Here is a 14,984-nt window from a genome sequence, read left to right as displayed (position 1 = left end):
GATACTCGATGGCTGCCCAAACCAAGCCAAACCAAGCCAAGGATTGAAATCCTTGACTGATAGCTTAAGTCATCTAAAGATGACTAGATTATCTATACCATAGATGACTAAATTATCTATACCATAAATGACTAGATTATCTATACCATCTTTTTGTATTGTGGTTAATTAATGCAACCTGACATAAATTGGTTGTGACAATTTTTATAACAGTTAATTTGAATTGAAAACATGAACAAATTCTGACTTATGACTCCTTAAATAGGGATACATTAACTTTTTTTGTTGACCGCTGAAGCACTTGATTTACTTTTTTCTATAAGTCTTTGCTGAGAATATCAAAGTACAATTTTAAGACTTTTTCTTTTATTCCTTTATCTGAATTTATGTCTATAATTAAGAGATTTTTTTGCTCTTTCTTCTGTTTTGTTTCCATACTAGGTATTTCCGCAGTCCATAAACACGGTAGTACACCGTCTAATTCCAAGTCAAGGTCTTTGTGTAATAACCGCTCCTCCTGCTTTTGCCAACCCAAACTTTCGCAAAAATTATTCAAATCCTCTATTTGCGAGTCTTTTGTCTTATCCTGATTACGGAAAATTTTCTTTTGAACACTAAAGCCAAATTTACCCCCACTATATTTTACCCAAAGTTGATCGATAGTACGAAGCTCATCAGAAAGGAAGTTTTCAATAGCTTTTGAGTATTGTAAGTATTTAAAGTCGCTTGAGCTTAAGCGCAATAATGGAAATCTGTACATTAATTTTACTCCTGATACTGCTACTCCTACTCCTGCTACGATTCCTCCTATTGCTGCTGATACTACTACTCCTACTCCTGCTACTATTACTCTTACTATTAATGCTACTCCTGCGGCTGCTCCGTATCCTACCAGAAATCCAGATACTGCTCCTGCTAATATTCCTGAAGGCAGAGATTCACTAAATTCTACTTCCATTTTTGCTTTCTTTACTCTTTTTACTCCTTCTGCTTTTTCTATTAATGCAGATAATAATCCCCCTACTACTGCTACCCCTAATATTAATACTGAAACTTCTAATAATCCTCTCCATATTGCCACTCTCACTCCCACTACTGCTCCTACTAAAGCTCCTGTTACCCACCCTACTATTGTTTCTCTCCGATATACTGATAAATATTTTTTAATTTTATTAGCTTGAAGTATTAGATCGAAAGTTTCATCATTAGCTTCTTTCCACTTACCTGCTGCTAATAACTCACGAAGTTTGAAATATTTAGGAGATATCCCTTGTTGTGAAACTTGCAGTAACTTTTTAACCTCTCCATTTTGGAAAATATACTTTTTATCATTATTATTCGACTTCATTTTAGAGGAAAGTAACTGTTGAATTTTTGGGTAATTATTAATCCAATAATTTGCATTTCCTTTATCCTTTAATGGCATTATCGAGTTATTTAATTCAGAAGATTGATCGATAGCATATTTTTCTAATTCAGCAAGTAGTTGATTATTATTTTTAAGTTCAACAAGAAGACGAGGATATTTAAGTGTGAGTGCAGTAAATTTACCCATCTGTTCAATAGTTATCGCTTGTTTCTCATCAAAAGTCACTCCAATAGAATAATAAGCAATATAAGTTTTTAACTTCAGGGCATTAACATACTGTTTTAAACGACGGGGGTTATTATCAAAAAAAGGAGCAACTATCTCCATTAGGATAGCAAGGTTTTCTGGTTCTAAATCTTTTTCAATAACTGGAAAAATAGGTAATTCTGGATAGAAAAACTCTGTTTCTTGGAGAATTTTCTCTAAAAGTAGTTTTAAACTTTGTTCTAATTCTGCCTCTTCTTTTGGTGAAAATAATCTGTTGAAAATTTTTCCTGCCAATTCTTTAAACTTTTTGTAAATATCAAATATTTTTATTTTAGCAATTTTAGCAATAAAACTATAAGGAATCCAAAAAAAGTATTTTTTCTTATCAGTTTCTATTTTTATCTCACTTCCAGATACTTTTTCTAGTAAATTATTTAATGTATTGGGAGAAGATTCAGGAACAGAGAATGATAATTGCACAAACTTTTCCAGAAAACTAAAACCATAGTCTACTTGTTTGATAGACCTATCATTTCGATTTTCCCACTCTTGATTTTCTTTAGCAATTGAAGCTAGAAAAGGAATCACATCTTTTTGTTTAAAAGTTATCGAAGCTGCTACCTTTTCCCGATCCATTCCCAAAATAAAAATCAAATTCTGGTCATCATAAATCATCATATTTATACCTTGTAATAGATCCGCAGCTTTACCCAATTCACAACGATCAAGATCATCAATAAAAACATAAATTTTCTCATCTCTACCTACATAAGCACCAACAATTTTAGAGAAATCTTCGTGAAATTCTTCAATAAAAGCAGCTTCCTTTTCATAATCAGGAGACTCAAGATATAGAGTTAAATCCATTTTCTCGTCCCCAATTAAGTCTTTTATTATTCCGAAAAGTTTTCCTATTCCGGCAGCAGAACTACTAATTCCGACCAGTTGTAACAAAATATTTAAAGAAAGATTATTTGCATCTTCTTTATTAGTTGATTCTGAGTCTCGATCATTATTTTCCTTTGTCTCATTGTTAGTTGTTTCAGCCTCTTCTTTTTGACTTTTATCTTCCTCCTTTGAATCAGATTTTAGAGTGTCAGCCAAATTTTCAGACAACTGATAAACTCCCTCAAAACCAAATTTCCAGTATACAATTGGAATAGCTACAGTAATACTCGAAATCAACGAAACCATCACTAAAGTCTGAATAGCTTTAAACGGTTTATCTTTAAAATTTAAACGATAAATAAATAACTGAAACCGACTGTATAAGTTATAGAAAAAATCAGGAATATTGCGATTTTTAGATAATTCTTCCAAAAAAGAAAGAGCAAAAGTCGCCCAAAGTGACTCAGATTTTTCATGTCGCCAAGCATTAAACCAAACAGTTTGAGTTTTTTGCTTTAATCCTAATTTGATAAATTTACCAATATCTGATAGATTGCTGAAAATAATCTGGTCTTCTTTAATTTTCTGCCAAACCTCTGCTAAATCTTTTTTATCTAATTCTTCAGACTTCTTAAGAATCTCCTTTTCCAACTGTTTCATAAAAGAAGATTTACCACTCCCCCATTCACCTTCGATAGAAATAGTCAGTGGAGGTTTTGTATTTTCATTAGTTAAAAATTCAGCCATAGCTATCACATAAGGAGTAAAACCAAGTTCATCTTTTGTTGTTGCTTGGTCTCCGACAGTAATAATTTTGTTTGATTTATCTGTAGATTCTGTCATAATTGATAAATTAAAAATAATCTTGATTTGTAACTATTTGTTGAGCACAAAATAGGTTCAATTCCTCTTGCTTCTTCTTCCCTCCTGTCTCCTGTCTCCTGACTCCTTCTTTATGTTTAGAGATATCTATTTTTGGCGTTGTTGAATTGAAGTATGAATGCGCGATTGTTTGCTTCTGGTCAAGCCCCCTAAATCCCCCAAAATTGGGGGACTTTTAGAATTTTATTCCCCCCAAAATTGGCTTGCTCGGGGGGCAAAATCATACCCAGAATCAGCAACGCCCTATTTTTGTTGGGTTTCCTGACGTCAACCCAACCTACACTTGTGCTAAATAGCTAAATGCTTACCTTCAGTTTTTCCCATAACGAGTAAATTGACGCTTAAAAGCAGAATGAAAACCGATAACTATATCTGAAGTAGGTACACCCATTTGCTCTAATTTCTCAGCAACAGATTCTTCCGTACCATTATATTGAATCCAAATTTTGCCATCTATAATATCAAAGTGCATCACAGGACCAAATACTCTTTTATCTCCTCGCCAACCTACATAAGCTAATTGATAATGGTCACGTTTTGTATCAAATATTAATTCATCTTTTACTGTATCATTGGTATTTGTTATTTCTGCGTGTGAACTCAAAATTTCCTGAACAAATTGTCGATATTGTTCTAATTTATCCATTCAGAAATCACCTCCAATTTAGGATTATAAATAATTAGTTTGACTTGAAAACGTTTAAGAGAACGTTGGATAAAAGGAAGCTGAAAAAAATCTTGATAAGTTTCCAGAGGAATAGCTAAATAAACAATTCGGTCTGCTTCTTGTTCTTCAAGTGCTTGACAATAGTTAAGATATTGTCCCAATGCAGTATGAAATGAGCTAATATCTGAGTCTGCAATAAAGCTTTTAATTTCTACAGCAATTTTTTCAGAACCTCTTTCTGCTGCAATAGCATTTTCTGCTGCCAAATCTATTTGTAATTTGATAGCTTCACTAATCCGAATTGTAAAAGGATCGTGGGTGATATTCCATCCATCCTTGATTAAAGCATTTTTAACCTGTTGATGGAAAATGTCTTTAGCCATTTGAGATAATTTTCATAATATCAGGACTTACGCACGGATACTAATACCATTTCTCACGCATTCTTGCTACACCTCCTTGAGAGTAGGGAGTAGGAACCCACCCCTAACCCCTCCTAAGAGGGGAATTTGAGAGTAGGGAGTAGGGTTAAAAGACATAAGATATTTGGATTTAATGCAGATAATCCCATGCAAACATTACTGAATAATTATTATTACTTAATAACTGAAGTTGCATCGGAAGTATAGCATTATTTTTGGGAATTGGTATAAATCTAGTGAGGGCGTTTTGCTCCGCAACATATAAAGCGAAGCTTTGCGGAACGCAAATGCCATTTGCTTCGCATAACTATCGTTAACGCCCCTACATATGGCATTTTCAATGTTAATTTGCGTAATTCCTGAGATATCTATTTTTGTTAGGTTTATCCTCCGGATAAGCTCCGCTAACCTGATGTCAACCCAACCTACACAACTTTCTTCTCCTCTTGCTTCTTCTTCCCTCCTGACTCCTGTCTCCTGTCTCCTGACTCCTTCTTCTAAACATACCTTGTCAACTGCACCCGATAACGTTCTTTTTTGGTAATCGCAACATCCCCTACTTCTAACCTTCCTTTTCCTCGAATAGCAATTAAATCTCCAGTTTTCACAGTATAACTTGCCTGACTAACTTCCTTCCAATTTACCCGCACATCTCCCCCCTCAATAAAACCAACCATTTTACTACGAGACATTCCAAAACCAGCAGAAGCAACTGCATCTAATCTCATGGAAGCTTCCACAGTTGTTAACTCTTTCTTTTTCGGTTCTCTTATTCTTAAATCACTCAATTCTAGAGGTTTAACTTTAACAGGAACAGACCGAACTTGTTGCAGATTCATTTCTAAATATTCCACCAATTCAGGCACTACTATTACCTGAGCGCCACGTTCTCCCAAAACAATAATATCCCCCGTTTTTTCTCTGACAATTCCCGTCCCTAACATCGAACCAAGAAAATCTCGGTGAGTCGCAGTATCAAACAGAAAATTTCCCTCAATATTAATAGCTGTTAATTCCACACTCGAAATATCAATAGGTAAATCTGAACGAGCGATCGCTAATCTTTTTCGTTCCGCTTGAGGATAACCACCCCAGGAAACTAATTCTACTTCTGTCAACTTTTGAAAAATTGCTTCCGACTCAAATATTTCTGGCGGTGACAAAAAATCACTCTGAGTAATTTCCCAAGTTCTGATAGCTTGTTCTGCTAGATCAATTATGCGAGTAATAGTTTCGCGATTTTCAATTCCTTTGAGAAGTTCTTCTTTTGGTAACATAATTTTTATTGAATAAGTGGCGTTTCTGAATAAATGTATTATTTCACAATAGTCAGGAGTCAGGTAAAAGGAAGGATAAGAATGAGAATTACAGCAAATTCGGTCGTAATATGAAGTACAAATATTAACGTTTGCTAACGCAAAGCTTTCTTTACGGAATGCTACCGCAAACGTTAACATATGTCTGTAGTGCGGGCATCTTGCCCGCAACCAGAATTGATATAACCCGATTTCAAATAGCGTTCAGGAGAACCTTTGTACTCTCCAGTTATTAATTATTAATTATTAATTATTAATTATTTAAAGTATATCCTTGGATATTTTCTGGTTTAAACTCATATAAAGTGCGAGTTGCTAGACGAATCAGAGCTTCTGAACCCTGAACAACAATCAAATACTTACCAGCATTGAGGCGGTTACGATAAGGCAGAGCATCACCACCACCAAAAATCAGACCCACTCCACCACCAACAAAAGTTCCACCCATTGCACCAGAAATAGCCCCCAATATACCACCAATAAAATGATTACCAAATTCTCCTGCCCAAGCAAAAGTATTTAATCCCGTAATGAGACTAAAAGTAACACCAGCAGCAAAACCAAAAGGTGCAAGCCAAGTAACCATCTGCATAGCTTGTTTACGGGCCTGCTCGTTAGGATCGATTAGGCCATATTCATCAGCAGTTTTATAGCCCCGGCCCAATATTGCCACTTGCTTCATTGGCAAGTCTTGTTTTTCCAAAGCAGAATAGGCAGATTCAGCTTGAATGCGGTCTGATAATACAGCAACTAGATAATTCATAAAATTCGGTCGAAGCAATCTAAAATATTTCTGACAATCAATAAAATTATAGGCCCATACTGATACTCTGAAGGGAAAGGTTAAGTCAGCAGCTAATATTTTTGCTAAATCAACATGACTAATCATAATGATAGTCTGGCAAAATTTCCTGCTGTTTGAGAAACTCAAAAATCAAACTGAAGCGAAAGTTTCAGTGGGTAAAACAGTCACATAATTCAATTATTCAACTAACTTCCTATGCCAAAAGTTCTTGTATCCGATTCAATAGATAAAACTGGAATTGATATTATCTCCCAAGTGGCTCAGGTAGATGTCAAAACAGGTCTACCCGCAGAAGAATTGGTCAAAATTATACCAGAATATGATGCTTTAATGATTCGCTCTGGTACTAAAGTTACTAAAGAAATTATTGAAGCTGCTACTCAACTAAAAATTATTGGTCGTGCTGGAGTAGGGGTAGATAACGTAGATGTAACAGCAGCAACCCGTAAAGGTATTGTAGTAGTTAATTCCCCAGAAGGAAATACGATCGCTGCAGCAGAACACGCTCTTGCCATGATGTTATCTATGTCTCGCCATGTTGCAGAGGCTAACCAGTCAGTTGTTAGTGGTAAGTGGGACCGTAAAAAGTTTATTGGGGTAGAGGTTTACAAAAAAACTCTCGGTGTTGTTGGTCTGGGTAAAATTGGTTCCCATGTAGCTAAGGTGGCGAAAGCTATGGGTATGAAAATTCTGGCCTACGATCCATTTATCTCTAAAGAAAGAGCTGACCAATTGGGTTGTAATTTGGTAGATATGGATTTATTGGTCCAAGAGTCGGACTACATTACTCTCCACATACCCAAAACTGATGAAACTTATCATTCAATTAATGCTGAAACTTTCACAAAAATGAAGCCCACAGCTCGTATTATTAATTGCGCTAGAGGTGGCATTATTGATGAAGTTGCTTTGGCAGAAGCTTTAAAAGAAGGCAAAATTGCTGGTGCTGCTATAGATGTGTATGAAAATGAACCTCTAGAAGCTGAGTCCCCACTACGAGATCTAGGACAAAAAATTGTGATGACTCCTCACCTGGGAGCTTCTACTGCTGAAGCTCAGGTGAATGTGGCAATAGATGTTGCGGAACAGATTCGAGATGTGTTGTTGGGGTTGCCTGCTAGATCGGCAGTCAATATCCCTGGTATGTATCCAGATACATTAGAAAAACTTAAGCCCTATTTGTTATTGGCTGAAACTCTTGGTAATTTAGTTAGTCAATTGGCAGGTGGACGAATTGATTTTCTGAATGTCCGTCTTCAAGGAGATTTGGCCACTGGGGATAGTAAACCAGTAGTAGTGGCGGCTCTCAAAGGTTTACTCTCTCAAGCTCTGCGAGAGCGTGTAAATTATGTAAATGCTTCAATTGAAGCTAAGGAAAGAGGTATTCGAGTAGTGGAAACTAAGGATGCTTCAGTCCGGGACTATACTGGTTCGTTAGAGTTGGAAGCAAAGGGTTCTCTGGGCGACCATATTGTTAGAGGTGCTTTACTTGGGGAAGATGAGATTCGGATTACTAATATTGATGGATTTCCAATTAATGTACCCCCAAGTCCCTATATGTTATTGACTCTGCACCGGGATCTGCCCGGAATTATTGGTAAAATAGGTTCCCTCCTGGGTAGTTTTAATGTGAATATTGCTAGTATGCAGGTGGGTCGTAAAATTGTCCGAGGTGATGCGGTGATGGTATTAAGTATTGATGACCCATTGCCAGAAGGAATATTAACTGAAATTATCAAAGAACCAGGAATTAGGGATGCTTATACAGTTGCTCTTTAATAGACATCTCTAGAAAAGAGGGAGTAGGGAGTAGGGAGTAGGGAGTAGGGGGAAATAATTGATGATTTATTTACGATAATTGATTTTATTTTTGATTATTTGGATATGTCTAATAGGTCATTTCAGTTATCAGTTATCAGTTATCAGTACCTCTGCAATAAGGAGGCTACGAAAATACGGAATTATATTTTTTTATCCCCTTAAAAGGGAAGGCTTTAGACCAGGATTTTTCGGTAATAGGTAATATGTTATAGGTTATAGGTAAGAGTAAGATCTAAAAAAGCGTTTGTAGGTTATATACTCTATTATGAATTATGACAAAATTTACCGAATAATTAAGGTATAAAGCCTCTCCTTTAAAGGAGAAAAAATTTTCCTTAAGGGTCAATCTTCTTCTTTTCAAGGAGAGGTAATTGTTAATTATTAATTATTAATTGTTGAACCTACGACCTAACAACTACCACCTAATCTAGAATATAACAATGTAAAAGAGCTGGAATTTTTATGGCATATAACTGGTGGGAAATTAGAGTGTTGTGTCACCCAAGTCTCGAGGAAGTCATTGCTTGGCGTCTAGATACTTTTGGTTGTCGAGGTACTGCGAGTCAAGTCCAAGAGAATCAGTGCTTGATCTTGGCTTATATACCAGAAGAACAAGCTCAAATGTTGGACTTGTCAGCTTTGGCCGTACACTTACGTCAGGATGCCCTATGTATGAATTTACCAACTCCAGTAGTGAATTGGGATTTAATTGAGGAAGAAGACTGGGCAAGTAGTTGGAAACAATATTGGCAACCTCAAGAAATTGGCGATCACTTTCTAATTCATCCTGCTTGGCTAGATTTACCAGAAAATTTAGATAGAATTATCCTTCGTTTAGATCCAGGAGCAGCTTTTGGTACAGGAACTCATCCTACTACGGAGTTATGTTTGGAGTCATTGGAAATGCGCTTGGGGTTGGAACCTAATCCGGAAGCTATTATTGCTGATATTGGTTGTGGTAGTGGTATTTTGTCCATTGGGGCAGCATTATTAGGGGTACGTCAGATATATGCAGTTGATATTGACCCACTAGCAATTAGATCCACTATTGGTAATCGGAAATTAAATGATATAACGGCTGAAAAATTAATTGTTGAACATGGGGATATTGAGCATTTAATTAAGTTAGCTTCTGGTCCGGTAGATGGTATAGTTTGTAATATTTTAGCTGAAGTAATTATTGATATAATTCCACGTCTGGAAGCGATCGCTAAACCTACAACTTGGGGCGTTCTTAGTGGAATTTTACTAGAACAAGCTAAATCAATTGCTGATACTTTGGAAGAAAATGGTTGGGTTGTGGCCACTCTTTGGAAACGAGGAGAGTGGTGTTGTTTTAATATTCGCCGTTCTTAATTAATTTAAGAAGGTTTTAGGTTTTAGGTGGTAGGTTGTAGGTGAAAATTTGAGAACGATTTAAGAAGGTTTTAGGTTTTATATCAAATCCGTTTAATTAGGTATAAAAATATTGTCCATCTTCACAATTACCAAATCTTTATAACTGTTTTTCCTCCTGACTCCTGTACGGGGGTTTTGCTGTGGCATAACTCCGTTAACGCTCCGCGAGATGTCAAGCGGAGAGCTTCTATGTTAGCAAATGGCCGTTAGCTTCGCATAACTATCGTTAACGCCCCTACTACCTGAGTCCTAACTTCAAAAAATTTTATACCGATGCTAACAGATTTGATATTAGGTGGTAGGTGAAAATTTTAAGAACGAAGATATAGCAGTGGAAGGAAAGGGCGCGGACATATCAAAAGTTTAAAACTCAGACAAAGCCAGATTTTTCCTTTTTCACTTCTTCCCTTTTCCTTCTTCCTTCTTCCTTCTACTATAAAAATAAATATAACTACTACCATAAAAAATATTAACTAGAACTATCAATACTTTTCCTATTGCAGAATTAATACTAGGAAATATCCACAAACTTGCTAATAACACCAGTAAAATTTCTATCAAGGCAACAATTGCTCCATAATGTTTCGGGTCCCAATAAGAAATAGGGCTAATAAATCGATAATTACTTAAAGGGAAAAAATGTCTATGAGCATCATTATTATGTACTGGTAAATCAAACAGAGAATGAAGCACCAAACTAATACAAATAACTTGCATGATTTCCCAGCCAAAATAGTAAGAAATTAGTAATAAAATTATTGCTAAAGGAATAGAATGAAAAGTAGCAACAAGATTTTGTATTAATGGTTGATAATAGGCTTCTGACCAAATTTTGGCTTCTGGTAACCGGACAATAAATTTTGCCCAAAAGTAGAAAATAAAGATCGGAATATCTGGTAAAACTCCACCTATTACAATTGCAAGATTAGCTTGTGGTAATTGTGGTTTAGCAAGAATAACTAGATTAATAATGGCATGACTTGGTGTATTCATTAGAAGTAAGAAACAAGAAGGAAGAAGTAAGAAGGAAGAAGGAAAAGAGATTTGCCCTTGAAGTGAGAAGATAATTTTTTTTCACCACTAATAGACATCTGGTAAAAATCAAAAATAAAATCAATTGAAGAAGGAAGAAGGAAAAGAGATTTACCCTTGAAGTGAGAAGATAATTTTTTTCACCACTATATAGACATCTGGTAAAAATCAAAAATAAAATCAATTATCGTACAGGAATTATCAGTTATTTCCCCCTCCATACCTATTCCCTATTCCCTATTCCCTCTTTTCTGGAGATGTCTTATTAAACAGAAATGATATAAAACTTGCTTCAACAAAATTCTTGCTACAATAAAAGTTTGAATAATTTATATAGCAATCAGAAATCAGATGTGAGAATTGGGGTGTTCCTTTAAAGCATAGAACATGGCAGTTATCTTATTCATATATATTCGTTTTTTCCCTGTTGCCTGTTGCCTGTTGCCTGTTGCCTGTTGCCTATTGCCTAAAAGTCTTCAATATCTCACAACTAAAATCATATTGTTATATTTAGCTAAACTAATTAAAATTAAGTATGTCCTTACCTATAGTAGCTATTATTGGCAGACCAAATGTGGGAAAGTCCACAATAGTAAATCGCTTGGCCGAGAATCAAGATGCAATTGTCCATGACGAACCAGGAATAACTCGCGATCGTACTTACCGTAACGCATATTGGCGAGACCGAGAATTTCAAGTTGTAGATACAGGAGGCTTGATATTTGATGATAATACAGAATTTTTACCGTTAATTCGCGAACAAGCTATGGCCGCTCTCGTGGAAGCAAGTGTTGCTATTTTTGTAGTAGATGGACAAGTTGGTCTGACTGGAGGAGATGAAGAAATAGCTAGATGGCTTCGTCAACAACCTGTCCCTACCCTCCTAGCGGTTAATAAGTGCGAATCTCTGACAGAAGGATTAACCCAAGCTGCAATGTTTTGGGAATTGGGTTTAGGAGAACCTTATCCCATTTCTGGCATTCATGGCAATGGCACTGGAGAATTATTGGATGAGTTAATTACCCATTTACCACCTATTACTGAAATTCCAGAAACAAATGAGGTTAGAGTAGCAATTGTTGGTCGTCCTAATGTGGGTAAATCTAGTTTATTAAACGCATTTCTTGGAGAAAATCGTGCAATTGTTAGTCCTATTTCTGGTACTACAAGAGATGCTATTGATACTGTAGTAGAACGTAATGGAAAAACTTATCGTTTGATTGATACTGCTGGTATTAGAAAAAAGAAAAATGTGGAATATGGTGCAGAATTTTTTGGTATTAATCGAGCTTTTAAAGCTATTCGTCGTACTGAAGTTGTTCTGTTTGTAATTGATGCTTTAGATGGGGTAACAGAGCAAGACCAAAAATTGGCAGACCGGATTATTGAGGAAGGTAGAGCTTGCGTTATTGTGGTGAATAAATGGGATGCTGTGGAAAAGGATGCCTATACTATTTATACTTATGAACAAGAAGTAAGGTCGCGACTATATTTTATGGAATGGGCAGAGATAATTTTTATTAGTGCATCTACAGGAAAACGAGTAGAGAAAATTATAGATTTAATAGATAATGCTGCCAATGAATATCAGCGTCGGGTAACAACTTCAGTTATTAATGAAGTTTTAGAGGAAGCTATTAGTTGGAATTCTCCTCCAACGACTCGTCAGGGTCGTCAAGGAAAAATTTATTATGGAACTCAAGTAACAAGTAAACCACCAACAATTGCTTTATTTGTGAATGACCCCAAGCGTTTTCCTGATAATTATCGTCGTTATATACAAAGTCAGTTTCGTCAACATTTAGGATTTACAGGAACACCAATAAGATTACTTTGGCGTGGCAAAAAAGCTCGGGAAGTAGAGCATAATACTGTTAATAGAGCAACTCGTGTTTAGGGTTAATGAATTCAAAAGTCAAAAGTCAAAAGTCAAAAGTTAGAAGTTTTTTTGTAACGGGGATCTGAGCAAGTCTCCAAAAACATTTTGCCATTTCCCGGTGGGGTTGCGCGACCCAATTATTTTGATAATTAACAGGTAATTGTTAAAGTTAATTATTAATATATTTGCCTGTTTTTTTTATTTGCTAAATAATGTTATATCTGGTTAAATACTGAGATAAATAACATTAATATTAGACATATTCCATAATAAAAAATGAAATCAATTATCGCACATAAATTATCAATTATACCAATTTGAAAAAAGAATGCTATAAAAAGTGCCTCTCGATCAGATATGCTTAAAATAGTGGCTTTCGTTCATTTTAGATAGTTATATCTATTGTTTTTACCTTTTTTACAATTTTTTCTCCTTCTTCCTTCTTCCTTCTTCCTTCTTCCTTACCTCTACTATTTGTAACAAACACTTATCAAATTGGTATTATTTACCCCTAATTCCTACTCCCTACTTCTTACTCCCTCTTTTGATTCATTACCAGAGATGGGTAGATAGCAAAATAACTTATATTTCATCTAAATTTGTTCTTTTATATCTCATATCGCTCAACTTTTCGTGATTTTAATTAATTCCAAAGACTTGAGATAAAACCTACCACCTAATACCAGTTTGATAAAATACTGCTAAAGTAGTTTAGTTTGGTAGAAATATAGAGATTAAGACTGTAACTACCGAAAAATTATGCTCTAAAGCCTCCCCTTTTAAGGGGATAAAAAAGCGGTCGAGAGATGGCGAGGAGACCTCGCCATCTCTAATCGACCAAGAGAAGAGAATATTTCAGATTTCAAGCCTCTAGCTGTTTGCGCAGCATTCCGTAGGAAAGCAAGAAGTACTGATAACTGATAACTGATAACTGATAACTGAAATAACCTACCACCAAAGTAAAAATGGATTTACTACGATCGCTTCCTTTAGGACTATACTTAGAAAAACCCATAACATGGCTACATAAACTCGACCCGAGAGTTAAATTAATCTGGCTAATGAGCTTTCTAATCAGCCCAGTTTTGAGTAGTTCAATCTGGCGTTTAATATTAGTAGCTATGTTAATTTTATTAACATTTAGTGCCTCAATTCCTTTACGAGTTTGGAAACGACAAATGGGTTGGTTGCTCACATTTTGTTGTTTAGTTTTTGTCATGAGTGCAGCTATTGCCCCTGATGGACTTTCAATTAACTATCAACCCCGTCTACCAAAAGATGAACTAACCTTTGCTGAACAAACTAATAATTTACCACCAGTACCAGAAGCTAAAAATTTTTCCAATTTTTTTGGATTGGTAAAAACAGAAACTTCAACTGAATCAACTTCTCAAACACAACAGCAAAAACCAACTGAATTACCTCAACCCACCTCTTATAAATACGTCCTTTTTCAACAAAGACCACTAACTATAACTCGTCGTTCAGTAGATTTAGGTATTAGGATTGCCACCTTATTATTCACCGTTATTTATAGTACGAACTTATACCTTTTAACCACAGGGTCAGAAGAAATTACAGCCGGAATAGAAGACTTAATGCAACCTTTGAATAAATTAAATTTACCTGTAACAGAAATAAGTTTAACTTTAACGTTATCCTTAAGGTTTATTCCCCTAGTTTTAGAGGAAATACAAAATTTAGTTCGTTCAGTTAGAACTAGAGCAATTAACTGGAAAAAACTAGGACTGCGACAAGCTTCTCAGGTATGGTTAATAGTAGCAGAAAGACTATTAGAAAATTTGCTATTGCGAGCAGATCAAATTGCCAGTGCAATGAAAGTGCGAGGTTTTACAACTCCCGATCAACATAAAGTACAATGGCATGATCTACAGTTAAAGGTATTGGACTGGTTAGTATTGGTTACCTTAGTGTTATTCTGGTGGGTTAGGTTAGTTTGGGGAGGACAAAATTAAAACAAAATTATATATTCTTATAGATAATTATTTATCTGGTATGGTTAATGTATTCAAAGTCAAAAAAATTCAAAAAGTTCTGTGGGATACCTAGTCACTGATTGATTTTGTTGATAATTTTTAAGACAAAAATTATAGATTGATATTCAACTCAAATATCAAATAATTATAATTGCAGAAAATATATTTTCTGGGTCTATTTACTTCTAAGAGAATTTAATAATTTACAGAAAAAAACAAAAACCTAAATTTATCTGTTAAGCTGTAAAATTTAAAATCTAAAACAATTAGGGGCTTTCAATTGACAAAGGCCACTAAGTTA

The 14,984-nt window shown here is 35.3% G+C and carries 10 protein-coding genes; 4 read left to right on the top strand and 6 right to left on the bottom strand.

Going from position 1 to position 14,984, the window contains the following annotated elements:
* Positions 1 to 316: 316 nt before the first annotated feature.
* From F6K23_RS26980 to F6K23_RS26960, 5 genes are all read right to left on the bottom strand, one after another.
* Positions 317 to 3,307 (bottom strand): P-loop NTPase fold protein, encoded by a 2,991-nt coding sequence (locus F6K23_RS26980; protein ID WP_293161496.1) that lies wholly within the window; start codon positions 3,305 to 3,307, stop codon positions 317 to 319.
* A 349-nt stretch (positions 3,308 to 3,656) separates the two neighbouring features.
* A complete protein-coding gene (locus tag F6K23_RS26975) occupies positions 3,657 to 3,992 on the bottom strand; it encodes a XisI protein (protein WP_293161494.1) in 336 nt (111 codons plus the stop codon).
* Positions 3,980 to 4,396, bottom strand: coding sequence for a XisH family protein (locus F6K23_RS26970; RefSeq protein ID WP_293161492.1), 417 nt, complete (start codon positions 4,394 to 4,396; stop codon positions 3,980 to 3,982). Before F6K23_RS26970 ends, F6K23_RS26975 begins: the two co-directional genes overlap by 13 nt.
* 536 nt (positions 4,397 to 4,932) lie before the next feature.
* A complete protein-coding gene (locus F6K23_RS26965) occupies positions 4,933 to 5,712 on the bottom strand; it encodes a photosystem II S4 domain protein (RefSeq protein WP_293161490.1) in 780 nt (259 codons plus the stop codon).
* Positions 5,713 to 6,004: 292 nt separating this feature from the next.
* A complete protein-coding gene (locus F6K23_RS26960; protein WP_293161525.1) occupies positions 6,005 to 6,514 on the bottom strand; it encodes a hypothetical protein in 510 nt (169 codons plus the stop codon).
* Between the two features lie 237 nt (positions 6,515 to 6,751).
* Between F6K23_RS26960 and serA the strand changes: the two genes are divergently transcribed.
* Both serA and prmA read left to right on the top strand, forming a co-directional pair.
* A complete protein-coding gene (gene serA / locus F6K23_RS26955; RefSeq protein ID WP_293161488.1) occupies positions 6,752 to 8,335 on the top strand; it encodes a phosphoglycerate dehydrogenase in 1,584 nt (527 codons plus the stop codon).
* A gap of 504 nt (positions 8,336 to 8,839) precedes the next feature.
* Positions 8,840 to 9,733 carry a 50S ribosomal protein L11 methyltransferase gene (gene prmA / locus F6K23_RS26950; protein WP_287324516.1) on the top strand — a complete coding sequence of 298 codons (894 nt, stop codon included), beginning with the start codon at positions 8,840 to 8,842 and terminating at the stop codon, positions 9,731 to 9,733.
* Between the two features lie 438 nt (positions 9,734 to 10,171).
* Here prmA and F6K23_RS26945 read toward each other — a convergent pair whose 3' ends face one another.
* Positions 10,172 to 10,768, bottom strand: coding sequence for a hypothetical protein (locus F6K23_RS26945; protein ID WP_293161486.1), 597 nt, complete (start codon positions 10,766 to 10,768; stop codon positions 10,172 to 10,174).
* 574 nt (positions 10,769 to 11,342) lie between these two features.
* On the opposite strand from F6K23_RS26945, the gene der reads away from it, so the two are divergent.
* Entirely contained in the window at positions 11,343 to 12,704 is a 1,362-nt protein-coding gene (gene der, locus F6K23_RS26940) for a ribosome biogenesis GTPase Der (RefSeq protein WP_293161484.1), read from the top strand.
* A 947-nt stretch (positions 12,705 to 13,651) separates the two neighbouring features.
* Positions 13,652 to 14,662 (top strand): energy-coupling factor transporter transmembrane protein EcfT, encoded by a 1,011-nt coding sequence (locus F6K23_RS26935; RefSeq protein ID WP_287275161.1) that lies wholly within the window; start codon positions 13,652 to 13,654, stop codon positions 14,660 to 14,662.
* Positions 14,663 to 14,984: the final 322 nt, after the last annotated feature.

Origin of the sequence: Okeania sp. SIO2C9, from assembly GCF_010672455.1 — a bacterium.
In the GTDB taxonomy this organism is placed as follows: Bacteria; Cyanobacteriota; Cyanobacteriia; order Cyanobacteriales; family Microcoleaceae; genus Okeania.
This window is presented reverse-complemented; position numbering and strand designations above follow the sequence as displayed.

Bases quoted from the DNA above. Each gene is read 5' to 3' on its own strand.
- F6K23_RS26980 (WP_293161496.1), bottom strand. From the start codon at position 3,307: ATGACAGAATCTACAGATAAATCAAACAAAATTATTACTGTCGGAGAC.
- F6K23_RS26975 (WP_293161494.1), bottom strand. From the start codon at position 3,992: ATGGATAAATTAGAACAATATCGACAATTTGTTCAGGAAATTTTGAGT.
- F6K23_RS26970 (WP_293161492.1), bottom strand. From the start codon at position 4,396: ATGGCTAAAGACATTTTCCATCAACAGGTTAAAAATGCTTTAATCAAG.
- F6K23_RS26965 (WP_293161490.1), bottom strand. From the start codon at position 5,712: ATGTTACCAAAAGAAGAACTTCTCAAAGGAATTGAAAATCGCGAAACT.
- F6K23_RS26960 (WP_293161525.1), bottom strand. From the start codon at position 6,514: ATGAATTATCTAGTTGCTGTATTATCAGACCGCATTCAAGCTGAATCT.
- serA (WP_293161488.1), top strand. From the start codon at position 6,752: ATGCCAAAAGTTCTTGTATCCGATTCAATAGATAAAACTGGAATTGAT.
- prmA (WP_287324516.1), top strand. From the start codon at position 8,840: ATGGCATATAACTGGTGGGAAATTAGAGTGTTGTGTCACCCAAGTCTC.
- F6K23_RS26945 (WP_293161486.1), bottom strand. From the start codon at position 10,768: ATGAATACACCAAGTCATGCCATTATTAATCTAGTTATTCTTGCTAAA.
- der (WP_293161484.1), top strand. From the start codon at position 11,343: ATGTCCTTACCTATAGTAGCTATTATTGGCAGACCAAATGTGGGAAAG.
- F6K23_RS26935 (WP_287275161.1), top strand. From the start codon at position 13,652: ATGGATTTACTACGATCGCTTCCTTTAGGACTATACTTAGAAAAACCC.